The sequence below is a fragment of the Methylobacterium sp. 275MFSha3.1 genome (assembly GCF_900108435.1).
Classification (GTDB): domain Bacteria; phylum Pseudomonadota; class Alphaproteobacteria; order Rhizobiales; family Beijerinckiaceae; genus Methylobacterium.
In genome coordinates this window covers 79,639-101,227 of sequence record NZ_FNWP01000004.1, presented here as the reverse complement: position 1 = coordinate 101,227, position 21,589 = coordinate 79,639, and the positions used below count along the sequence as shown (strand labels likewise).

The window sequence follows — 21,589 nt, the reverse complement described above, 5'->3', positions numbered from 1 at the left end:
ATGCAAGAATAGCTTGCGTACGCAAGCGGAACCTGCCATCAGAGCCACATGAACGCATCTGAGATTCGGATGGCCGCGTCCGCAGTTGGCGGCTTGAACGAGCTGGCTAAGCGGCTCGGCGTTTCGCGTCAGGCTCTGCAGCAATGGGAGCAGGTCCCATCCAAGCGAGTGATCGAGCTTGAGCGCATCCTTGGGGTTCACCGCTCGCGCATCCGCCCGGACCTTTATCCTGTCGAAGAGGGTCAGATCGAGGCACGGGCTTGATGCCGGCCTCACCCCTCCAGCCGCATCAGCGCCTCAGCGACGCTGCTGAGCAGCGCAGCTGTCTCCCGTCCGCCCGGCGTCCGGCTCTGATCGTCCAACCGGTTTGCCAGCCGCTCCAGCGTCGCCGCCCGGTCGCTGACCGGCAGCACGCCGATCAGGTCGACCACCAGGATAGCCAGCACCTCGGCAACCGCCCTAGCGCTGACCAATCCATCTCTCCCGTCCGGTCCTGCCGACCACCCATGCCCGCCAAGACTACGGCGGCCGGCAGATCCCGGATCGCTGTTCCTGTTCGCCTGTCGGACCTCCATCGCTGTGCTCCCTTGCTGCGATCAGCATCGAAGCACGGGAGAGCGTCGGAATGTCCGAATACCCTTCGGAGTGTCGCCGCATGAGCGCCGTGGCCCTCGACCCGCATGCCGAGATGAGCGGCCTGCTGCGGGAGATCGCCGGGCCGGCCGGGCTGGTGAAGGCCCGGATCCGCGCCGCAGCGCGCGCGCTGGGCTGGTCCTACAGCCGCACGAAAGACCTCTGGTACGCCGATCCGCGCACCCGCGTGGATCCGCCCGAACTCCTCCAGGCCCGGGCCACCGTCTCGGCCTTCGCCAGCACGCCCGTGGAGATGGACCTTGAGCGACTCCGATCCCTGGAAAGCGAGGTCGCCGAACTCCGCGCCTTCATGGCAGCGACGCTTCGCCGAATGGAGGGCGCGTCGGCTGATCCGGCGCAGCATCACGGTGCTGGATCAGGCCCGAGCCCAGGCGGCCGCGCTGAAGGCGCGAGCCTTCGCGATCGCGCCGTGGCTGAGGGCGCCTGAGGACCCTCGCTGAACCCACCCCTGAAACGCGAACCGCCGCCCCGGTTGGCCCCGGAAGCGGCGGAGGAGGTGTCCATGCATTCTCGCAACGCAGAACGTAGCGCGCGGCCCGGTGCGTCGGCAAGGGTCCGGCCCGATTATGCCAATGGCGGCATAGGCTTCGACGGCTACATCCCGCGCGCCCGGCTCGCGGAGCTCTCGCGTACCGGTAGCGCTCATCTGCGTCCGATCTACGCCGCGATGCTGAACCCCGGCATCGGCTTCCTCGTGGTTGGACAGAACTGCGGCCCGTTCGCCGTCGAGAGACGAGGCAGTTTGGTCGGGCTCATCGCCGACGACACGGACCGCTCGCTCGGGCCGGCAGGCTTCCATCGCAAGTCGATCCGGCGGCTGGCCGCGCAGGCGCGCAGCATCACGCTGATCTCCTCGGACATCGTGCCCGACCTCTACGCCGCCGCGGCCGCCCTGGCGGTCGCGGGCTTCTGCACCCTCATCGTCGAGACCAGGCCGGAGCAAGAGGCCGCGTGGCTGGACCTGCTGAAGGTCGCGGCGCCGCAGGCCAACATGCTGGTCTGCACCGTGGCGGCTGGCAACGCTTGATCGACCTCGGCACCATAGCTCGAGCCACGAGCGGCCGGATCAGCGGCAGGGACGTGCTGGTGCGCGCGCCCGGTCACTCGGCGCGAGATGCCTCGCTCTCGATCACGGTCGACCCCAACGCGCCGGACGGCTTCGTGGTGCACAGCTTCGCCGGCGACGATCCGCTCGCCGCCAAGGACTGGGTCCGCGAGCGCCTAGGCCTGCCGGCTGCCACCCGACGCGAACGGCGGCCGTCACGCGGAAACGGGCAGAGCCGGCCGGCCGCCCGGCGGCCGCCGGTGAAACTCGCCGCTGCACCGATTCCCGTCATGACGCCGCTGGAGCCGGGTGTCCGCTGGGGACTGCAGGCGGTCGGCGAGCCGGAGCCGCCGCCCGTGGCCGGCGAGATCCCCGGTCGGCGCCACGCCTACCGCCGGGCCGGGCAGATCGTCCGGATGAAGATCAAGAAGACCCGGGGCGCGCCCTTCATCGACTTCTACCTCGTGCGGGACGTCGAGGCCCGGGTGACAGGCTGGCAGGCCCAGAAGCCCGAGGGATACGAGCCGGTCCCGTACGTCGCAGCGCTCGACCCCTTCGACCCCGAACTCGCGGCCGACACGGTGTTCTGGCCAGAGGGTGAGAAGGACGTCGACACGCTCGCCCGGCTCGGCCTCCCGGCCTTCACCTTTGGCGGCGCCCAGGACGTGCCCGACGGTTGCGCCGAGCTGCTCGCGGGCCGGGACGTCGTGATCCTGGCCGACAACGATGCCGCCGGACGCAGCTGCGCCGAGAAGAAGATCGAGGCCTGTGCAGCGTCGGCGGCCCGGGTGCGGATCGTGCACTTCACCGACGTCCCCGAGAAGGGCGACGTCTCGGACTGGATCGAGGCCGGCGGCACCCCCGAGGAACTGTGGGAGCGGATCGAGGCGGCCGAGACGATCGAGGGGGCGAGCACCGAGGCGCTGCTGATGGGCTTCGCCTTCGACGGGGATGCCGCGCCCGAGCCGCCGCGCTACCTCGTCAAGAACCTGCTGCCGGCCGAAGGCGTCGCGATCCTCGGCGGGCAGTCCGGGGCCGGCAAGACGTTCACCGGCATCGACCTCGCCGTGTCGCTGGGGACGGGCGAGCCGTTCTTCGGGCGCCGGATCCTCGAGCGGGTCGGCACGCTGGTCCTCGCCGCCGAGGGTGCCGGCACAATGGCCGGGCGGATCAGCGCCGCGCGCCTACACCGGTCGGATCGGAATCGGCTGCCGATCGCATGGCTGGGTGCGGTCCCGAACCTCGCCGACGCGAAGGAGGTGCAGGCGCTGCAGCCGAAGATACACGCCGTGAACGAGAGGATGCTCGAGCAGTTCGGCGTGCGTCTCGGCCTGATCGTGATCGACACCCTCGCCGCGGCGTTCGCACTGGCCGACGAGAACGATGCGGCCGAGGCTCAGCAAGCGCTCCGCCACATGCGCATGCTCGGCGAGCCGATCGGGGCCCTGGTGCTGCCGATCCACCACTACGGCAAGAGCGAGGACACCGGCCTGCGCGGCTCCTCGGCCTACCGCGGCGGCGCCGACGCCGTGCTGAGCGTGCTCGCCAACCGCAACCACGTCACGGGCGAGGTCGCGGAGCGCTCCCTCAACCTCGCGAAGAACCGGCATGGAGAGGAGGGACCGATCGCCGGGTTTGATCTCCGGTTCGTCGAGCTCGGCATCGACGACGACGGAGAACCGTTCGGCGCCTGCGTCGTCGAACCCGCGCTGGACCAGCCGCTCACCACGACGCGCCAGCGTCCGCAGAAAGATCCTCTGCCGATCGTCGCCCTAAAGGGCGCCTTCGCCGAGGTGCTGCAGACCCATGGCCGGGACGTGCAGGTGCGGGGCGACGGGGAGCTGGTGCGGGCGATCACCGTCGAGGAGCTGCGGCCAGAATTCCGGCGCCGCTACGCGACCGGCGAGACTGACGGCGACAAGGCCGCGAACACGGTCCGCCAAGCGCTCAAGAGAGCGCTGGCGGCATGCCCGAAGCACGGGTTCCGGACCGCGGTCTGGGCCGGGGAGGAGTGGCTATGGAAAGCCTGACCGTGACAGGCGTGACACGCGTGACAAGCGGCAAATGTCACGCCTGTCACGCCCCCCGACACTGTGACAGGAAGCGTGACATCGAGGGGGTCCCCCACGTAGTGGGGCCCCCTCCGTGTCACGCCTGTCACGCGGGGCTGAGTTTCGACCGGGCAGGGAAAACCCTGAAGGTTCAGATCCTCAGCTCGCGGAACGGGGTGAGGGCGGTCGAGGAGGCGAGGATCGGGATGAACCGCGCCACGGGTCCGTGTCGAGGCAAACCGCAAGAGCGGTTCGACCAATCACCCGCCAGCGTCGAGGGCCCCGTCGCCCGCCTGCTCGTCGATCGCGGCCTTCGCGGCGGTCAGGACCTTCCGGAGCTGGTGGCTCACGGCGTTGCGGATCGCCGCGTCCCGGCCGATCGCGTCCAGTGCCTCTCCTCCGCCTGGGCCGACCCCGAGACGGTCCTGCACGGCGGCCTCTGCCGCTGCGAACGCCGCCGCGGCGAGCTGCGGGTCCCGGTTGGCGACCTCTCGGGCGAAGGTCACCATAGCGGTGCGGAACACGCCGACGGCGGTCGCGAACGGCGCTTCGGTCTGCCCGTGATCAGCCTCGAAGATCATGGTCCGTCTCCTCCGGATCAGGCCATCACAACCCGGCGGAGAGGCCGCCGGTGCCGCGACCGCGCGACACCGCCGGTGGAGTGTTCTGCGCGCGGTCGCCGTCGCCGAGGCTATGCGAGCGCCTGCGGGTGAGGGGAGGGCGTGCCGGAATACCTATCGGGCTGCAACGGGCAGCCGTTGTGCGACTTCCTGTGCGCCAGGCTCCGCCGGACGGCGGGACCGCTGTAGGTCCCGAGGATCAGGATCCGCCCGTGGCACGCTGGGCAACGCTTCACCGCTGACGCGTGCTGGACTGCTGCTTCATCCAAGCTGACAGCGCGCCAACCGTCCTCGATCTTCACTTCGCAGGTCGCTGGCTTCGTCATCGACCGGGGGTGCCATGTCGAGGCGGCCGCTACCAGGGTGGTGATGCCACACCTGAAGCCTTCGTCCGCTTCTCGCCTTCACCCAGAGCCACCATTGCCCGTGAGCCGATCCTAATAGTCCTCGACCGGAGCGAATCACCAAGCACCAGCCCATCGAGGAACAACCACCGGCGACTCGTGACTCTGATTTTGGATCACTCCTGCGGCGACCTGATTCAAGTTTTGAACAAGGTGGCTTAGATCCCGTGCGATCAAGCACGTAAAATACTACTAATTGAGCATTTGAAGGCTTCGCTTGCCTGGCTTTATGCCATAGGGCAACGGAAATGTGCTTCTCGGAATCGGTACGGACTAAGATTTATTCAGGCACAGACCTCCAGAAGAAAATTCCGTCAAATACTTCGCCGCCACGGTGTGATTTTAGGATGTTAGAAGTGAATCCCGTTGCTATGGCCATAAATTTCCGGAAAAAATCAATTTCACGCCCCGCTCTGCCCCTCGTCATTGCAGCAGTCGTAGCAGCTATCACCATCTGGATACCGATTTATCTGTACTCCGGGCGGATAATCTGGCTTTGGTAGAATGTTCCGACGCACTAATTATTGCGGCCGTAGCTCAAGTAAGAACCAACAAGAAAACCAGCTTGGTGGGCGAGAAGATAGGCAAACAAGAGCATTAATTGCAAAACGCCGAAGCCGGTGGTTTGTACGGCAAGAAGGATTACACCGAAAAAAATTGTAGCTGATGACATTAAAAGAGTGAATATGTTGAAACCCCACCCGAGAATCAACCCAGCGAGAAACAACAAAGCTGCGATTAGCATTTTACTCGCCCGACACCGCCTAAATAACTAAAATTTTATGCTTTCGGCGCTAGCTAGGTTGCTGAGTTATTAACTCGCCAGGCCGGTCATCGATCGCTCGCCTTTTTGAGACAAGCGGTCATTTTCTCGAAACTATAACCTTGGTTAACAAATAATTACGAGCGTTTAGGGGATTTGAACCATCGCTCGCTTCGAACGCCCCTCTGGTCAGGCAGTCGGCCTATCCCGGAGACCTGCCCAAGCAGGGAACGAATTATCTTGACCATGCTCAAGAGCGCGGGGGAGGACAGATAACGTCGCCCGCGTCGGACCCTGGGCGGCAGAAAGGCTGGCCCTTGTCCGCAGAGCCCTTGAACCCCGACACCATGCCGCGCGCGCCGTCCCCCGATCGAGGCCGCGAGGCGGTCGGTCCCCGGAAAGCCACTGCCGCTCGCCGCACCGCGGTTGCCCCGGTACCGCTGGCGAGCCCCGCCGTCGTCCAGCCGGGCGGCGGCGCGACACGCCGCGTCGACCTCCTGGCCGCAGAGCGTGGCAACGACCGGATCACCGAGGCGCAGTACCTCGTTGGCCGGATGATCCAGGCCGCGTTCGAGCGCGGCTCCGGCGCGCGCCTCGGTTCGGGTACCTGGAACGATGCGCCGGCCTCCGGCACCAGCGCGGCGCAGGACCTCGCGATGATCCTGAAGATGGAGGATGCCGAGCGCATCCGCCGGTTCATGGCGCGCCTGGAGCAGGAGATCGGCCGCTCGGGCGCGCGCTTCCTCCGCGCGATCCTCGCAGACGGCCACACCTTCAAGAGCTACGCGGCGGCGCGCGGCCGGACGGGCGAGATGGGCGTGCGCTCGATCGCCGAGCACTTCCGGCTCCTCCTCGAGGCGCTGACCGAGGCGCAGCACACCGCCACGGGGCCAAATCGATCTCCGATCCGCGGCGGCCCGTGCTGAGCAGGCGCATCACGCCCATTGCCAGAAGTCGCGCACTTGCCGAGCTGTCGTTGCCGTAGGAGTCCATTGGGAATTCGGAACGGCAGCAAATGGCACCCCGTATCCTGGGGCCCATATGACGTTGTCCTGTCCGAGCGTAACTATCGACTCGATACTTGCGCCGGCCTTGTCTAATTCTTCGACATAATCTTGCGCATTAAATCCTGGACGTATTGTGAGGCGGAAGCATAGCAAGAGATTACGACGACCTCTGGTCGCAAGCTGCATCTGCTGCTGCACCCAAGCTTGCGGTTGAGGTGGATTGGTCCCCTCGTTCACTGAGCTGACTGTGGCGTGGGCAAGATGAAGCCATTGGCCGTTTCGGAGCTCAACTCGCGCATCCCGACCGTTCCCCACACCGGTCAGCGCTCTTACCACGGAGCCTTTGCGGACCTCCTTTTCTCCGACAAGGACCCAGCAGTGCAGCTTCGGCATCAGGAACACTCCCCTTTGATCCATCGTCGCAGTTGACAGTCGGGGGGTAAACCGCCGAAAATCATCACTGTCACGAAACGTGTGCCCGGAACCTCGCGGTTGCCGGGCCTTTTCGTATCCGCAGGCACGTCACCGCCCGCTTGGGACGGGACCGACGCAAGACGCGATCAGCGCCCGCCTGCCGTCACCGCCAGAACCGAGCCGTCCGCCGTCGCCACCTCCGGTGACGATCGCGCGCGGCCGGGCGGCGGCACCTCCCCCAGTACCGTCGACGCCGCTACTCGCGCCCCGAGCCGGAGCTCCGGTTTCGGGGCGCTCCTTTTCGTAGCCGAGGCCGCGGCAGAGAAGTGGCCTTATCTTCCCCGGAGCTTTCACCGTGTCCGACGACGCCCCCTTGATCGAGAGCTGGGCGGCTCGTTCGGCGAGCCCGCACACCCGTCGGAAGTACCGCGCGACCGCTCAGCGCTTCCTCGCCCATCTCGGCCGGCCGCTCGACACCGCGACGCTGGCCGACCTGCAGGCCTACCTCGCCACGCTCGACGGGAAGGCCTCCGCGACCCGGGCGAACGCCGCCGCAGCGCTGAAGTCCCTCTTCAGCTTCGCGCAGGAGACCGGGGCGCTGGTCGTGAACGTCGGCAAGGCGCTCAAGGCCCCGCCGGTCAAGAACACGCTCGCCGAGCGGATCCTCGCCGAGCCGGACGCCATGTGCATGATCGCGCTGGAGCGGGACCCGCGGAACCGGGCCTTCCTGACGCTGCTCTACGGCGCAGGCCTGCGGATCTCGGAGGGAATCGGGCTCCGCTGGCGCGACCTCGCCGCCCGCGACGGATCCGGGCAGGCGACGGTCTACGGCAAGGGCGGCAAGACGCGAATCGTGCTCCTGTCCGCCAACACGTGGAAGCTCGTCCAGGCGCTGCAGGATGCACCCGAGCCGGACGCCTTCGTGTTCCGGGCGCAGCCGAGCGGGCGCGGCCTCAGCCTGACCCAGGCGCATCGCATCGTGAAGCGGGCCGCGGCGCGCGCCGGCCTCTCGGCCGATGTGTCAGCGCACTGGCTTCGGCACGCCCACGCCAGCCACGCGCTCGATCGAGGCGCGCCGATTCACCTGGTGCAGGCCACGCTCGGGCACGCGAGCGTCAGCACCACAGGCAGATACCTGCACGCCCGACCGTCCGAGAGCTCGGCGAAGTTCCTGGGCGTGTAGCAGCGGATCCGGCCTGAGCGGGTCGGCAGAGATGGCGCGAGGCGCTCTCTGACGGGGCAAGCGGCCCCCTCGAACAACGGAAAGCACGGCTCCCCGCCTCGCGTCGACATTCGTCACGGGGGGTCAAGCCGTGCGCGGGCCGCATCATCACAGCCAGAGAGAACACCATGCCGAAGAAGCGCATCACCGCAGGCGTCACCGTCGCCGTGCCAGATGAGGAGCACGGCCCTGCTGTCGCGTTCCACGCCCCGCCTGGGACGGAGATTATCCTGGAGGCGGACGAAGCGGATCGGATCATCGCCCGCTGGGGTGGCGAAGTTCTGGAGGTGATCCCGGACGAGCCCGGCGCATCGCCGAATGCCCGCCTTGCCCGCTCGTGAGACCCGGAGCCGCCCCATGAAGTCCCAATCGAAGATCGCGGCCGTACGCACGGCCACCACCGTCCGTGCCGATATCGAGGCCCTGGACGAAGCCGCTCGCCCCCGTGTCGCCATGCTCGCCGAGCTGGAGGGCGAGCGCCCCGGGCTTGTCGAGGCCGGCAAGGTTGACGCGATCGTTGCGCTGGACGCCCGGATCAGCCGCGCCCGCATCGAGGGCGAGGTGGACGCCACCCGCCGAGGCAAGCTCGTGGCCGAGCACGAAGCCCTCGACGCGGCCGAGCGGTACGCCTCCGAGCAGGGTGTCCGCCGGCAGGCCTACAAGGCCGCGCGCGAGGCGGCCGAGGAAGCCGCGCGCCTCTACCGCGAGGAGTATCCGCGTCTCGCCCGCGAGCTGGCCGAGCTGCTGGCCCGCACGACGGAGATCGGCAAGCAGATCGAGGCGGCCAACGCCCGCCGGCCGGACGGCGCGGGGCTGATCTCCATGGAGTTCGAGCCGTTCCGCGGGCGTGCCGAAATCCGGCCGAAGACCCGCAAGATCAAGCGGCACGTCTGGGTCAACAAGAAGACCGGCGAGGAAGCGCTCATCCGCCAGGATGGCGAGCAGTACGACCGCTGCGTGAAGGAGGAGGAGATCACCTCCCCCGGTGCCATGGCGATCCCGCACGTGCCGCTGCGCAACCTCGTGTCGCTGCCGGGCCTCGGCTTCGGCGATGCGCCGTTCTGGGCTCCGCATGGCGGCTTCCTGGCACCGCCCGGCTCCGGCGTTCACGGTGCCGACTTCCTCAGCGCTCACCAGTACTCGGCCGCGCCGGCCAACCCGCCCCTCGGCGGCGGCGCGCCGCGCTCCATGGCGCATCTCGGCGGGAGGTCCTGACCATGGCAGAGCATCAGACCCGCCACCGGAAGGCCCGGCTGCGCTCCGCCTCGTTCGATGCCGACGCCTACACGATCGAGGTCGTGTGGACGACTGGTGCGCGCGCGCCGATGTACGACGCCTGGACCGGGGAGGGCTTCCTGGAGGAGCTGTCCCTGAAGTCGGGCCACGTGCGGCTTGAGCGGCTGAACGCCGGCGCGCCGTTCATCGACACCCACGACAGCTCCGAATGCTCGCGCGTGGTCGGGAGCGTGGTCCGCGGTTCGGCGCGCGTCGAGGGCGGAAAGGGCATCTGCACGGTGCAGCTCTCCCGGGCCCGCGGCGTCGCCGACACGGTGCAGAAGATCCGCGAGGGCGTGATCCGCAACGTCAGCGTCGGCTACTGGGTCCACAGGCACGAGAACCTGCCGGACGAGGGCGACGAGCAGGTGAAGATCGCCGTCGACTGGGAGCCGCTAGAGATCTCCGCGGTGCCCGTGCCGGCCGACGCCGGCGCGCAGATCCGCTCGGCCCGGGGCGGCCGACGCGCCGCGCCCAAGCCGATGTCCGAGATCGAGCAAGGCCAGGCACACTTCGCCCGCCTCCTCGGCAAGCCGATCCCGAAGCGCACGCCCAGCTCGCAGGAGCGGGCGTTGGCCGTGATGCAGCGCATGCGCGGATCGACGCCGGCCAGCGAGCAGAGGGCGGCACGCGACGCCAAGGCGCGCGAGGCGGCCGAGCGCGCGGCCGGTGCGAAGATGGCGCGGAGCATGAAGCGCAAGGGCTACCTGCTCGGCCGATGAGAGAGACGCCCCCCGCCCTGTACGCCGCGATCTGCGCAGTCGTGGAGGCGGCCGAGCCGCTGCACGAAGCGATCGAGAACCCCGGCTTCGCCAAGATGGCCCGCGACGGCATCGCCGTCTGGGCGCTCAACAAGGGCTTCGAGCTGACCCACGACCAGGTCGTGACGCTGGCCGGTGCCCTCGACCTCATCATGTTCGCGCTTCAGCCGGTCGCGAGCGAGGCGAGACACTGAGCCCCATCTGTACCGGACGTCTCAGTCAGACGTCCGGTACAATCAACTTTTCAGACTACCTCGACGATAATGTAATCGAAGACCTGCATCTGGCTCCTGACCCCGCCTCTACAAAAATGATTAGCCGGAGCGGGCTCGATGATCAGCTTGCCATGATCCTTCACATCAACAGTAACGCGTGGTCCGTTGCGCGCGCTGACGACGCCGCTGGCGCGCTTTCCCGCCATATACTCGATCCGGAATACGTGGCCGACCTCAGGAATCGTCGGATGCCCGGGCTGTGGGGTGGGGATGAGATAGAGGCAACTCCCTGCGGTGAGGGGCGAGACAGATTGAACATCCCAATTCTCTGGCATGAGCCACGTCCTTTCCGCGACGCACGACAACGTCGCCTGGCGCCATAGCGGCCTCACCGGAAAAGGTCACGGCTGCCCCATACCGCGGGTCCTTCCGGGAGGGGGGTGCCGGTGAGGGGAATTCGGACCCCATCGGTTCACCCTCTGAGAAATTTTCAAACCCGAGGCAGCATCAGCACCCCCCGAGCAATCGCGGGAAGGATTTCGCATGCAGACACATAGCCTTAGCCAAGCCGCGACCCTGCTGGGGGTGCACAGGAACACGCTATCCCAATGGCTGCGGGAAGGCTGCCCGGCCATCGAGAAAGCCGATCGCGAGCGCGGTGTCGAGTGGCAGCTCTCGCTTCCCGACATCGTCGATTGGCGGATCGAGCGCGCCGTCGCCAGCGTGGCCGCGGCAAGCGGCGGAGACGGCACGGCCGTCACGAAGGAAGAGGCGGATCGCCGCCGGTCCGTCGCACTCGCGACCATGGCGGAGATCGATCTGGACGAGCGCCTGAAGAGCGTGGTGTCGCGTGAGGATGCTGTCGCCGACATGAGCGTCTTCTGCCAAGCCCTGCGCGGGCAGATCGACAGCGCGTTCAGCAAGATAGCGGCGCGGTGCAGCACGATGCAGTCGCCCACCGAGATCGAGACCATGTGCCGCGCTGAATGGAATCGAGCGATGAAGGTCGCCCAGGAGGAGCTGCGCCGCCGCTGGGACCTCCGGATGGCGGGTGAAGCGGTGACCGACTTCCCGACCGAATAGGCCCCCGGCGCCTGAGCGCCTCGCCCACCCCTTCCACCCCTGCCGGCGGCCTCGGCGTCGCCTCCCGCCATCCGGGCCGCTCACGGCTTCGGAGCGGCATCCCCATGCCCAGAGACCGCCCGTGCCGAATCCCAATCTAATCTGCGAAGTCCGCGCCAACGGCGGAGTGTTCCGCGACTGGCTGACCATTGAGGCGAGCCAGTCGGTCGACAAGAGCTGGATGCGCACCTTCAGCCTGACGTGCGCCGAACCGGACAGCCCGGGCAGCAAGCGGAAGACTGCCTCGGGGCAGTCCTGGGCCTCGGCGGCCAAGTCGGTGTCCGACGTCCTGGTGCCGGGTACGCGTGTCGACATCACCCTCGCGGGACAGCCGTTCATCACGCAGGGCCTGATTGGCCAGCGCCAGGCGGCGTACGATGCGAACCGCCACGCGGTGCGGGTCACCGGTTTCTCCAAGTCCGAGATCACGAACCTCGCCTCGGCCGACGCCGGCACGGGGCAGTTCCGCGGCTACAAGCTCGACGCAATCGCTAACCGGCTGCTCAAGCCCTACGGCCTCAAGTTCCGGGTAGAGAGCGGGCCCCCCGGCTGGGACACACCGTTCCCGAACGTCGTCATCCGCCATGGCGAGACGGCCTTCTCCGCGATCTCCCGCCTGTGCCGTCAGCGCGGCATGTGGTTCTGGTCCGACCCGAACGGCGACCTCGTGGCGGGGATCGGGCAGCAGGAAGCGGCCGGGATCGTGTTCGAGGAAGGCGTCAACATCCTCTCGGCCAACTGCTCGCTGGACTGGCAGGGGGCCGAGACCGCCATCCTGGACGCGCAGCAGTGGGGCTCGGACCATCTGAGCGGCCGTCAGGCCGCCGAGATCTCAGCGCAGTCGAAGTTCGGCGGCGGCAATCCCATGCCCGGCACGTTCCGTCAGGTCCTGGCCGAGATGCCCCTGTCGCAGCAGGAGTTGCAGCTGCGGACCAAGATGGAGGTGATGGCCATGCAGACCGCCCTCATGCGGGTGAAGCTGGCCTACCAGGGGTGGCTCAACCCGGCCGGGGCGCTGTGGGACATGGCCGACATGGTGACGGTGAAGTCGCCGATGCTGTTCCCGGTCCAGGACGCCAAGCTCGACCTCAAGCTGTTCGGCGTGACCCATACCCAGACCCCGGATGGACAGACCACGAGCGCGATCGACCTCGTGAACCTGGCCGCCTTCCAGCAGCGGTATCCCGACGCCACGAAGTCGGACGGGTTCTTCAACGTGCCGTCGTCCGATCCGAAGCCGTCGCCGGCCGCGTGAAACGTCAATTCCCTTGAATGGAATTACGAATGACCTGAAATCAAACGACTACGCTTGAACATGAAATACTATTGCAATTCAATACTATCCAACGTTGTCATGCTAAAGTAAATCGAGTTCTCGATCAGATTCATCGCTTGTTCCACAAATGGGGCCGCAAATGTCAATAATTGAAACACTCGGTTCAGCGGACGCACAAAAAATTTTAGATGAAAAAGAGATTGTAAAGCGAGTTCTTTCCGGAGACACGCCGAACAAAATTGCATATGATTTATGCGTAAAGATTAGCGTCGTCTACTTAGCGCTTAGATTGGCATTCCCACCGACCGAATTGAGTATCAGCTCAGAACGCGCTACAGCTAGGTTCAGCTCAGCTTAGCCCCATTCGCGACATGTACCTCACCAACTTAGTAATAATAAATAACGGCGCAATTAGTCGCCTTGAACTAGAGCCGCAGATTAAAGAAGATGGATCACCGAAGCCGATTGTGCTTGTAGGAACAAATGGATCAGGCAAAACAAGCGTTCTATCTACAATCGCCGATGCTTTGGTTGAATACGCATCTCTACACTACCAGCGGGTTACTCCTCTCGAAGGAGCGGGTCATAAATATTTTAAAGTCCTGGGCGGAAGATCTATAAAAGAGGGGTGCAATCACATCGTAGAATTAGCTCGGTTTAGCAGCGGCGAAAACCACATATACTATAAAGCCAAAGCCGGGAATATTGAGCCGGCCGCATTAGGTTTAGACGCCGCAACTTTCGGACCGGCATTAATTTGGCCCCCGTCTGGCAACACGAAAGAGGTAGTCGGAGATCCTGGCGGTGTTGCGACCAACATCGAGAGCGGCACGTATATCTATTTTCCCTCATCCAGAAATGAGATTCCACATTGGATTAACAGCGAGATCTTGGAAGACGACCCAGATCAAGACTTACAAGTTAGATTTAGTACTCGCCTCAAGAATCCTCTTGTGGTGACGTCCGCACTTCAACGGCTGAAGCCTTGGATTGTGGACCTGCTCCTGGATGGGTCTTTCGACTTAAATACAATTTTGTCCCTTCAGGGGGCAGCTATGCCTGCGGAATTCCTACAGAGCAAAATAGCCTCTAATATCACTCTACAAACTCTAAATAATCTGTTGCGGACCATTATGCGAGATCCGGAGGTCTTTATAGCGCGAACAAACCGCGCTTCCGGAGACAGGCGACTTGCGGTTGGAAAGCAAGGCGCGGTTCATATTCCGACCTTGGACAATCTTTCGACCGGACAATCAACATTACTTTCGATATTCGGGAGCATATTGGCTCATTCGGAAACGAGACGAATCGACATCAATCCCCAAGATATAAGCGGCATAATATTAATTGACGAGGTTGATGCGCATCTACATGCCGAATTGCAATATGAGGTCCTCCCCTCACTAATTGCGACGTTTCCTCGCATACAATTCATTATGACATCTCATGCGCCATTATTCCCCCTGGGGATGGAACGTCAATTTGGAAAAGACGGCTTTCAACTCATCGAAATGCCTACCGGTGTAACAATAGAAGCTGAACGCTTCCGGGAATTTGAAGATTCGTATAACTACTTTGCGCAGACAAAATCATTCGAAGCCGACATACGATCAAAACTTTCAGCTGCGGCACGTCCGATTGTGCTATGCGAAGGAGAGACTGATCCACTGTACATTCGGACCGCTGCAGAACTCCTAGGATATACTGATCTTGTGACGAATGTTGATTTCGAATATATAGGAGTCCGAACAGGGCGGGGTAGCGTTGGATCCGGAAAAGACAATCTCACCGCGGCCTTCAACTTTCTGCGCAATAATCCGCAGTTTGTTAAGTCGAAAACCGTCCTCCTTTATGATCGAGACGCCAAGAAACTTAATGAAAGTTTTGGAGATATACACGTTCGATCGCTGCCAAAAAACTACTCAAACACTGAAAGATCGGATGGCATCGAGAATATGCTACCCGCCGGAGCAATCGATGAAATCTTCTATAGGCAACGCGTCATCGACAAAGGGGGCGATACAACTACAATCAGATCGCTCGACAAAGCAGCACTTGCAGAGCATCTATGCACAGTCACACGGGACAAAAACAATTTCGAATTTTTCAGATCGACTCTTCAGGATCTCCGAGGCCTCCTACTTTAGGTGGAGTTCTGTAGGAAGAGAAAGCCCACGCTTTGCGAATGCACGCCAGCGCGCTCCTGCGAGCGCGTCAGAGGAACGTACCTCAATGATTGCAGCAACTTATCCTTGAGGCGAACTTAAACCGATCCGCGACTTTCGCCGGATCGGAGCCCTGCGGCGGCCCTCAGGCCATCCGCACGCGCGCTCGCGCGCCGCTCACGCGGCGTCCGCGGCCGCCGCCTTCATCACTTGGGCAACCAGCGCGTAGGTCTGGGTCCAGGCCTCCCGGACCTCCGGGGTGAAGTCCGCGCCGAGGCCCTGCTCCAGGGTCCACAGCAGGGCCGCCCCCACAGGCGCGTAGTGGGCGTCCTGCGTGCCGTAGGCCACGTGCTTGCGCCCGAGATCCTGGAGCGCGGGCACCACGGTCTCCGGATGGTTCAGGTTGGCCACCGCCAGCCCGAGCATGGCCATCAGCTTCTGCTTCTGCTCCGTCATGTCCGCGGGGAAGAGGGGGCGCACCTGCGGGGCGACCGCGAACAGGCGGCCGTAGAACAGGTCGGCCGCCGTCCCGGCGATCGGCCGCACCTTCGCGAAGCTGTCCTGCACGAGCCTGATCTGGTCCGGAGTCATTGCGTCACCTGCCGCCGCGTGGATCGTTGGTCGGCAGGATACCGGACTGGCCCGTCGGGACCGAATCTCAGGCCGCTTCCGGGGCGGCCCCGACGATCTGGCGGGCCTGCAGCATGGTCATCGGCTCGCCGAAGGCCGGGCCGAGGGCGTACTCGCAGCCGAGACCGGCGAGCGCCTGGGCGTCGGCCTCGGACTCGCAGCCCTCCGCCACAATGGCGAGGTTCAGCTCGCTCGCCATGCGCACGATGGAGCGCAGGATCGCGGTCTGCCCGGTGCCGATCTGGCGCACGAAGGTCGCGTCGACCTTGATCGTGTCGAACGGGAAGCGCTGGAGATAGGAGAGGGCCGAGTAGCCGGTGCCGAAATCCGACAGGCACAGGCCGGCGCCGAGGTCGTGGATCCGCGCCAGCATCTGGGCGGCGTATTCCGGGTTCTCCATCACGAGGCTCTCGCTGAATTCCAGCTTGAGCGAGCCGGGCAGGGCCCCGGAGCGGGCCAGAACGGTCTTCACGTCGTGCAGGAGGTCGTGGCGCAGGAGCTGGCGCGAGGACAGGTTGCAGGCCGCGAAGATCGGCGGCTCGACCTCCAGGGAGCGCTGCCACGCCGCGAGTTCGAGAGCCGTGCGCTCCAGGGCGAAGATGCCGAGATTGACCACGTAGCCGCTCTCCTCGGCGAGCGGCAGGAAGGTCGAGGCGGGGATGCGCCCGAGCTTCGGGTGGTCCCAGCGCAGCACGGTCTCGAACCCCGCCACGGTGCGGTCCTCGAGCCGCACCACCGGCAGGAACAGCACCCGCAGCTCGTTGCGCTCGATCGCCTTGCGCAGGTCGCTCTCCAGCATCAGCCGGTCCGAGCGGTCGGTGCGCATGTGGGCGCGGAACACCTCGATCCGGTCGCCGCCGTTGCGCTTGGCCTGGATCATGGCGATCTCGGCGCTCTTGAACACCTCGTCGCGCTTCAGGTTGGCGCCGGCCTCGTAGAGGGCGAGGCCGATCGAGACGGTCAGGAAGATCTCGCGGTCCGCGTAGGTGATCGGCGTGGCGATCGCCCGGCGGATCATCTCGGCGAAGGCCAGGATCCGGTCCGGGTCGCGCTCGGAGAGGAGGATCACCGCGAACTCGTCGCCGGCGACCCGGGCCAGCGTGTCCTGCGGGCGCAGCAGGCGGCCGAGGCGGCGCGACAGGGTCAGCAGGATCGAGTCGCCCGCCGACAGGCCGATCGCGTCGTTGATGCCCTTGAACCGGTCGACGTCGAGGACGATCACGGTGGGCTTGAGGCGCTGGTCCTGGCCGGCGAAGGCCAGCGCCGCGTCGAGGCGGTCGCCGAACAATTCGCGGTTCGGCAGGCCGGTCAGGCTGTCGTGCACGGCGTCGTGGAGCAGGCGCTCCTCGGCGGTCTTGATCTCGGTGACGTCCGCGATGGTGCCGACCACCCGGATCACCTCGCCGTCGGCGCCGATCACCGGCCGCGCCTTCAGCCGGTACCAGAAGAACGTGCCGGCCTCCGAGCGCAGTCGGAAATCGTGGACGATGCGGCCGCGCCGCTCCTCGATCACCGTGTCGAGGGCCGCCGAGTAGCGCTCCACGTCGAAGGGGTGGAGCGCGCCCAGCCAGTTGGTGGCCGGCCCCTCCAGGGTGCCGCGGGCGAGGCCGAGCTGGCCCTCGATCTCCGGGCCGACGAAGACCCGGTCGGCGGGCACGTCCCAGTCGAACACCACGTCGCCGGCGCCGGTCAGCGCCAGCGCCCGCCGCTCCGTGTCGGAGACCAAGCTGTGGCTGAGGCCGCCGCCCGCGAAGGCGTGCTGGAGCACCGTGAAGCCGATCAGCATCACGATCAGCACGAGGCCGCCGATCAGGGCCGGCTGCACGAGGTCGCTGCCGATCTGGCCGGTAACCGCGAAGCCCGCCGCCGTCACCCAGACGACGAGCAGGAGCCAGGTCGGCACCAGCAGGATCGCCCGGTCGTAGCCGTTATGGGCGGCGAGGTAGACGATCAGCAGCAGGCCGATCCCGGCCACCGCGGCGATCGAGATCCGCGCCACGCCCGCCGCCACCGGCGGGTCGAACACCGCGAGCCCGACGAGGCCTGCCAGGAAGGCGAGCCAGAAGAACGCCACGTGGCTGTAGCGCACGTGCCAGCGGGCGAGGTTGAGATAGGCGAACAGGAAGACCAGCAGCGTCGCCCCGAGCACCGCCTCCGCGGAGGCCCGATAGACCCGCTCGGCGAGCTCGGTGACCGGGAACACCCGCTGCAGGAAGCCGAAATCGATGCAGGCATAGGCCAGCACCGACCACGCGAGCGCGGCGGCGGCCGGGAAGATGATCGCGCCCTTGACCACGAACACGATGGTCAGGAACAGGGCCAGCAGGCCACTGATCCCGATGATGATGCCCTTGTAGAGGGTCAGGCCGGCGGTCTTGCGGCGGTAGGCGTCCTGGTCCCAGAGGCGCAGCTGGGGGACGTTGGAGCCGCGCAGCTCGGCCACGTAGGTGACGGTGGCGCCGGGATCGAGCGTGATGGTGAACTGGTCGGCCTCCGGGTTCTCGTCCCGCTCGGGCCGGATGCCCTGGCTCGCCGTGATGGCGGCGATGCGCGAGCCGCCGAGATCGGGCCAGATCACCCCGGAATCGACCAGCCGGAAATGCGGGGCGACCAGGATGCGGTCGATCTGCTCGTCGGTGTCGTTGGTGAGCGCGAACACGATCCAGTCGGGCCGGGCGCCGGCGTCGCGCGCCTTCACGACGATGCGCCGAACGATGCCGTCCTTGCCGGGCGCCGTGGAGATCTGGATCAGGTCGCCGTCGGAGCGGTAGCGCTCGATCGCGGTGGTCAGGTCGATCACCGGCGCGTCGAGGGTGACGCGGACCGCCTCCACGGCCTGGGCGGGCGCGCTCGCGGCGAGCGTGAGCGCGAGGGCACCGACGAGACCGCCGACCAGGGTCAGGAGGAGGGCGAGGATGCGCAAGGGTGTCTTGACTTCCGGCCGTGCGAGCTTCGGCATCGGCCGCCCGGGCGGCCTCGATCGATAGGCGCGGACCTGACCTGGGGCAAGGTCGCCCCGGGGCCGGTCCACCGCCCGCGGATCGCGCCCCTTTGCGGCCAAATCAAGTTGGGCGGGGCGGGGGCCGGCCGTTGCGGGGGGGCTCCGCTCGCAAAGACGGTGGCGCGGCGACCGACCGAAACTACCCTACGCCCCCCGGAGCGCGCCCGCGATCCTGTCGAGGGCGGGCAGCTTGCGGATCGGGCCGATCGCCGCCAGCGTCGGCGTGCCCTGCAGCATCGCGGCCGCCGCGGCGCGGACGTCCTCGACCGTGACGGCGTCGACCTTGTCGATCACCTCCCCGGCGGGAATCACCCGGCCCCAGGCCAGGATCTGGCGGGCGTTGCGCTCGATGCGCCCGCCCGGCGTCTCCAGGGCCGAGAGCAGCGAGACCTTCAGCTGCGCCTTGGCGCGGGCGATCTCGGTGGCGTCGAGGTCGCGGGCCGCCCGGGCGGTGGCCGCCAGGGTCACGTCGACGAGCTCGGGCAGGTCCGCCCCGGCGGTGCCGGCGCCGATTCCGAACAGGCCGCAATCGGAGAAGGGCCAGTGGAAGGCCTGGATCTCGTAGGCGAGGCCGCGGGTCTCGCGCACCTCCTGCCAGAGCCGCGAGGTCAGGCCGCCGCCCAGCACCTGCGCGAACATGTGGAGTGCGTAGTAGCGGTCGTCCCGGAAGGAGAGGCCCGGCAGGCCGATCACCACGTTGGCCTGCTCGAGCTTGCGCGGCATCCGCCGCTCGCCGCCGCCGTAAACGCCCGGCACCGCCGTGGGGGCGGACTTGGCGGGGAGGGCGCCGAAATGGCGCTCGGCCGCCGCCACGATCGCCTCGTGGGTCACGGCCCCGGCGCCCGCCACGACGATGCGGTCGGGCGTGTATTCCCGGTCGAGATAGGCGCGGATCCCGGCCTCGTCGAAGCTCCGGATCGTCTCGGGCCGCCCGAGGATCGGCCGGCCGACCGGCTGGTCCGGGAAGGCCGCCTCCGTGAAGGCGTCGTAGACCACGTCGTCCGGCGTGTCCTCGACGGCGGCGTATTCCTGCAGGATGACGCCTTTCTCCCGGGCGAGCTCGCCCGCGTCGAACACCGAGTCGGTGAGGATGTCGCCGATTACGTCGAGGGCGAGGCCGGCATCCTCGCCGAGCACCCGGGCGGTGTAGCTGGTGCCCTCCGTGGAGGTGGCGGCGTTGATCTCGCCGCCGACATTCTCGATCTCTTCCGCGATCTTCTGCGCCGACCGGGTGCGGGTGCCCTTGAAGGCCATGTGCTCGATGAGGTGGGACAGGCCCGCCTCGTCGGCGCGCTCGTTGCGCGAGCCGGCGCCGACCCAGACGCCAAGGCTCGCGGTGGCGACCCCGGGCATCGGCTCGGTCACCACCGTCACGCCGTTGTCGAGCCGCGTGGTGCGCAGGGACGGCGAGGCGGCGTGGGTGGAGAAATGCTGGTTCATCGACGCCTCGTCGCGGAGGGGGCCGGATGCGGCGCGGGTCCCCGCTCCCGCACGGGAGAGGGGGCGCGTCGCGTGACGCGCGCCGGGCTCACGCACCCCTCGTGATGCGGGCGCGCTCGCGGATGAGCGCCTCCAGGGCGGCCTGGTCGTTGGCGACCCGGGTCAGGCGCTCGGGCCGGTCCATCAGATCGGCGAGGTGCGGGGGCAGGGCGGGGCGCAGGCCGCCGGTCGCCCGGGCGACCGCGTCCGGGAACTTTGCCGGATGCGCGGTGGCGAGGGCGACGACCGGGGTCGCCGGGTCCCGCTCCAGGAGCCGCCGCCCGGCCCGGACGCCGATGGCGCTGTGGGGATCGAGCACCACGCCGGTGGCGGCCTGGGTCAGGGCGATCTCCGCCATGACGTCGGGCTCCGGCACCGCCACGGCGTCGAACTCCGCCCGCACCGTCGCCAGCACCTCGGGGTTCAGCGAGAACCCGCCGGACTGCTTCAGACCGGCCATCAGCCGCGACAGGGACGCGGCGTCGCGCCCCAGCGCCTCAAACAGCAGCCGCTCGAAGTTCGACGAGATCTGGATGTCCATGGAGGGCGAGGTGGTGGGGACCACGCCGCGCAGCTCGTAGGCGCCGTGCTCCAGGGTCCGCACCAGGATGTCGTTGGCGTTGGTGCCGATCATCAGCCGCTCGACCGGCAGGCCCATCTGCTTGGCGACCCAGCCGGCGAGCACGTCGCCGAAATTGCCGGTCGGCACCGCGAAGGAGACCGGGCGGTGGGGGGAGCCCAGCGCCACAGCGCTGGTGAAGTAGTAGACCGCCTGCGCCGCGACCCGGGCCCAGTTGATCGAGTTGACGCCGGACAGCCGCACCGCGTCGGCGAAATCGGCGTGCTGGAACAGGGCTTTGACGAGGTTCTGGCAATCGTCGAACGTGCCGTCGACGGCCAGCGCGTGGACGTTCTGCGCCGGCACCGAGGTCATCTGCCGCCGCTGCACCTCCGAGACCCGCCCGTGCGGGTAGAGGATGAACACGTCGACCCGGTCGAGGCCGCCGAAGGCCTCCACGGCGGCGGAGCCCGTGTCGCCCGAGGTCGCGCCCACGATGGTGGCGCGGGCGCCACGCTCGGCCAGGACGTGGTCCATCAGCCGCCCGAGCAGCTGCATCGCCACGTCCTTGAAGGCGAGCGTCGGCCCGTGGAAGAGTTCCAGCAGGAACAGGTTGTCGTCGAGCTGGGTCAGCGGGCAGACCGCCGGGTGGCGGAACGTCGCGTAGGCCGCGTCGATCATCCGGTCGAGGTCCGGCCCGGCGACGTCGCCGTCGATCAGCGGGCGCAGCACCCTTTTGGCGGCCTCCGCGTAGGGCCGGCCCGCCAGGGCGGCGATCTCCGAACGGCCGATCTGCGGCCAGGTCTGCGGCACGTAGAGCCCGCCGTCGCGGGCGAGGCCCGCCAGGAGCGCGTCCGAGAACGAGAGCGGCGCGGCCGCGCCGCGAGTCGAGACGTGGAGCACGGGGTCCTCCGAGGGAAGGCGCC

Annotated in this window: 20 protein-coding genes; 13 read left to right on the top strand and 7 right to left on the bottom strand. The window is 66.7% G+C overall.

All coding sequences use genetic code 11. The annotated features are described in order from the left end of the window. Positions 1-48 precede the first annotated feature (48 nt). A complete protein-coding gene (locus tag BLW78_RS05495; RefSeq protein ID WP_244526790.1) occupies positions 49-264 on the top strand; it encodes a transcriptional regulator in 216 nt (71 codons plus the stop codon). An 8-nt stretch (positions 265-272) separates the two neighbouring features. Here the strand turns inward: BLW78_RS05495 and BLW78_RS05490 are convergent, their stop codons facing one another. Then, complete coding sequence (locus BLW78_RS05490; protein ID WP_091677389.1) at positions 273-473, bottom strand: hypothetical protein; 201 nt, start codon at positions 471-473, stop codon at positions 273-275. A 182-nt stretch (positions 474-655) separates the two neighbouring features. Here BLW78_RS05490 and BLW78_RS05485 point away from each other — a divergent pair, with 182 nt between their 5' ends. The 3 genes from BLW78_RS05485 to BLW78_RS05475 all read left to right on the top strand — a co-directional run bounded on the left by BLW78_RS05485 (position 656) and on the right by BLW78_RS05475 (position 3,729). Continuing rightward, the gene (locus tag BLW78_RS05485; RefSeq protein WP_091677387.1) at positions 656-1,081 is read left to right on the top strand and encodes a hypothetical protein; all 426 of its coding nucleotides are present in this window, start codon (positions 656-658) and stop codon (positions 1,079-1,081) included. Positions 1,082-1,156: 75 nt separating this feature from the next. Then, entirely contained in the window at positions 1,157-1,681 is a 525-nt protein-coding gene (locus BLW78_RS05480) for a hypothetical protein (RefSeq protein WP_139307677.1), read from the top strand. A 59-nt stretch (positions 1,682-1,740) separates the two neighbouring features. Next, entirely contained in the window at positions 1,741-3,729 is a 1,989-nt protein-coding gene (locus BLW78_RS05475; protein ID WP_139307676.1) for an ATP-binding protein, read from the top strand. 281 nt (positions 3,730-4,010) lie between these two features. On the opposite strand, the gene BLW78_RS05470 is transcribed toward BLW78_RS05475, so the two are convergent. Further along, on the bottom strand, positions 4,011-4,331 hold the full coding sequence (locus tag BLW78_RS05470) for a hypothetical protein (protein WP_091677380.1): 321 nt from the start codon (positions 4,329-4,331) through the stop codon (positions 4,011-4,013). Between the two features lie 1,538 nt (positions 4,332-5,869). Between BLW78_RS05470 and BLW78_RS05460 the strand changes: the two genes are divergently transcribed. From BLW78_RS05460 to BLW78_RS05435, 6 genes are all read left to right on the top strand, one after another. Beyond that, positions 5,870-6,463 (top strand): hypothetical protein, encoded by a 594-nt coding sequence (locus tag BLW78_RS05460; protein ID WP_139307675.1) that lies wholly within the window; start codon positions 5,870-5,872, stop codon positions 6,461-6,463. An 850-nt stretch (positions 6,464-7,313) separates the two neighbouring features. Further along, the gene (locus BLW78_RS05455) at positions 7,314-8,141 is read left to right on the top strand and encodes a tyrosine-type recombinase/integrase (protein WP_244526781.1); all 828 of its coding nucleotides are present in this window, start codon (positions 7,314-7,316) and stop codon (positions 8,139-8,141) included. Positions 8,142-8,308: 167 nt separating this feature from the next. After that, positions 8,309-8,521 carry a hypothetical protein gene (locus tag BLW78_RS05450; protein ID WP_091677370.1) on the top strand — a complete coding sequence of 71 codons (213 nt, stop codon included), beginning with the start codon at positions 8,309-8,311 and terminating at the stop codon, positions 8,519-8,521. 16 nt (positions 8,522-8,537) lie between these two features. Further along, complete coding sequence (locus tag BLW78_RS05445) at positions 8,538-9,395, top strand: hypothetical protein (RefSeq protein ID WP_091677367.1); 858 nt, start codon at positions 8,538-8,540, stop codon at positions 9,393-9,395. Positions 9,396-9,397: 2 nt separating this feature from the next. Further along, positions 9,398-10,177 carry an HK97 family phage prohead protease gene (locus BLW78_RS05440; RefSeq protein ID WP_091677365.1) on the top strand — a complete coding sequence of 260 codons (780 nt, stop codon included), beginning with the start codon at positions 9,398-9,400 and terminating at the stop codon, positions 10,175-10,177. Continuing rightward, entirely contained in the window at positions 10,174-10,410 is a 237-nt protein-coding gene (locus BLW78_RS05435) for a hypothetical protein (protein WP_091677362.1), read from the top strand. The genes BLW78_RS05440 and BLW78_RS05435 overlap by 4 nt, the downstream gene beginning before the upstream one ends. Positions 10,411-10,460: 50 nt before the next feature. Here the strand turns inward: BLW78_RS05435 and BLW78_RS30900 are convergent, their stop codons facing one another. Beyond that, a complete protein-coding gene (locus tag BLW78_RS30900) occupies positions 10,461-10,766 on the bottom strand; it encodes a hypothetical protein (protein WP_139307674.1) in 306 nt (101 codons plus the stop codon). A gap of 208 nt (positions 10,767-10,974) precedes the next feature. Between BLW78_RS30900 and BLW78_RS05430 the strand changes: the two genes are divergently transcribed. From BLW78_RS05430 to BLW78_RS05420, 3 genes are all read left to right on the top strand, one after another. Continuing rightward, complete coding sequence (locus tag BLW78_RS05430; RefSeq protein WP_091677360.1) at positions 10,975-11,514, top strand: helix-turn-helix domain-containing protein; 540 nt, start codon at positions 10,975-10,977, stop codon at positions 11,512-11,514. Between the two features lie 121 nt (positions 11,515-11,635). Further along, entirely contained in the window at positions 11,636-12,808 is a 1,173-nt protein-coding gene (locus BLW78_RS05425) for a hypothetical protein (RefSeq protein ID WP_139307673.1), read from the top strand. A gap of 392 nt (positions 12,809-13,200) precedes the next feature. Then, positions 13,201-14,976, top strand: a complete 1,776-nt coding sequence (locus BLW78_RS05420; RefSeq protein ID WP_091677694.1) for an AAA family ATPase — start codon at positions 13,201-13,203, stop codon at positions 14,974-14,976. A gap of 195 nt (positions 14,977-15,171) precedes the next feature. Here BLW78_RS05420 and BLW78_RS05415 read toward each other — a convergent pair whose 3' ends face one another. The 4 genes from BLW78_RS05415 to thrC all read right to left on the bottom strand — a co-directional run bounded on the left by BLW78_RS05415 (position 15,172) and on the right by thrC (position 21,566). Next, positions 15,172-15,585, bottom strand: a complete 414-nt coding sequence (locus tag BLW78_RS05415) for a globin family protein (protein ID WP_091677354.1) — start codon at positions 15,583-15,585, stop codon at positions 15,172-15,174. Positions 15,586-15,652: 67 nt separating this feature from the next. Then, positions 15,653-18,583 carry an EAL domain-containing protein gene (locus tag BLW78_RS05410; RefSeq protein WP_091677352.1) on the bottom strand — a complete coding sequence of 977 codons (2,931 nt, stop codon included), beginning with the start codon at positions 18,581-18,583 and terminating at the stop codon, positions 15,653-15,655. A 186-nt stretch (positions 18,584-18,769) separates the two neighbouring features. After that, on the bottom strand, positions 18,770-20,065 hold the full coding sequence (locus BLW78_RS05405) for a M16 family metallopeptidase (RefSeq protein ID WP_091677349.1): 1,296 nt from the start codon (positions 20,063-20,065) through the stop codon (positions 18,770-18,772). 88 nt (positions 20,066-20,153) lie between these two features. After that, positions 20,154-21,566, bottom strand: a complete 1,413-nt coding sequence (gene thrC / locus BLW78_RS05400) for a threonine synthase (RefSeq protein ID WP_020093347.1) — start codon at positions 21,564-21,566, stop codon at positions 20,154-20,156. Between the last annotated feature and the right edge of the window lie 23 nt (positions 21,567-21,589).

Bases quoted from the DNA above. Each gene is read 5' to 3' on its own strand.
- BLW78_RS05495 (WP_244526790.1), top strand. From the start codon at position 49: ATGAACGCATCTGAGATTCGGATGGCCGCGTCCGCAGTTGGCGGCTTG.
- BLW78_RS05485 (WP_091677387.1), top strand. From the start codon at position 656: ATGAGCGCCGTGGCCCTCGACCCGCATGCCGAGATGAGCGGCCTGCTG.
- BLW78_RS05480 (WP_139307677.1), top strand. From the start codon at position 1,157: ATGCATTCTCGCAACGCAGAACGTAGCGCGCGGCCCGGTGCGTCGGCA.
- BLW78_RS05470 (WP_091677380.1), bottom strand. From the start codon at position 4,331: ATGATCTTCGAGGCTGATCACGGGCAGACCGAAGCGCCGTTCGCGACC.
- BLW78_RS05450 (WP_091677370.1), top strand. From the start codon at position 8,309: ATGCCGAAGAAGCGCATCACCGCAGGCGTCACCGTCGCCGTGCCAGAT.
- BLW78_RS05445 (WP_091677367.1), top strand. From the start codon at position 8,538: ATGAAGTCCCAATCGAAGATCGCGGCCGTACGCACGGCCACCACCGTC.
- BLW78_RS05440 (WP_091677365.1), top strand. From the start codon at position 9,398: ATGGCAGAGCATCAGACCCGCCACCGGAAGGCCCGGCTGCGCTCCGCC.
- BLW78_RS05435 (WP_091677362.1), top strand. From the start codon at position 10,174: ATGAGAGAGACGCCCCCCGCCCTGTACGCCGCGATCTGCGCAGTCGTG.
- BLW78_RS30900 (WP_139307674.1), bottom strand. From the start codon at position 10,766: ATGCCAGAGAATTGGGATGTTCAATCTGTCTCGCCCCTCACCGCAGGG.
- BLW78_RS05430 (WP_091677360.1), top strand. From the start codon at position 10,975: ATGCAGACACATAGCCTTAGCCAAGCCGCGACCCTGCTGGGGGTGCAC.
- BLW78_RS05420 (WP_091677694.1), top strand. From the start codon at position 13,201: ATGTACCTCACCAACTTAGTAATAATAAATAACGGCGCAATTAGTCGC.
- BLW78_RS05415 (WP_091677354.1), bottom strand. From the start codon at position 15,585: ATGACTCCGGACCAGATCAGGCTCGTGCAGGACAGCTTCGCGAAGGTG.
- BLW78_RS05410 (WP_091677352.1), bottom strand. From the start codon at position 18,583: ATGCCGAAGCTCGCACGGCCGGAAGTCAAGACACCCTTGCGCATCCTC.
- BLW78_RS05405 (WP_091677349.1), bottom strand. From the start codon at position 20,065: ATGAACCAGCATTTCTCCACCCACGCCGCCTCGCCGTCCCTGCGCACC.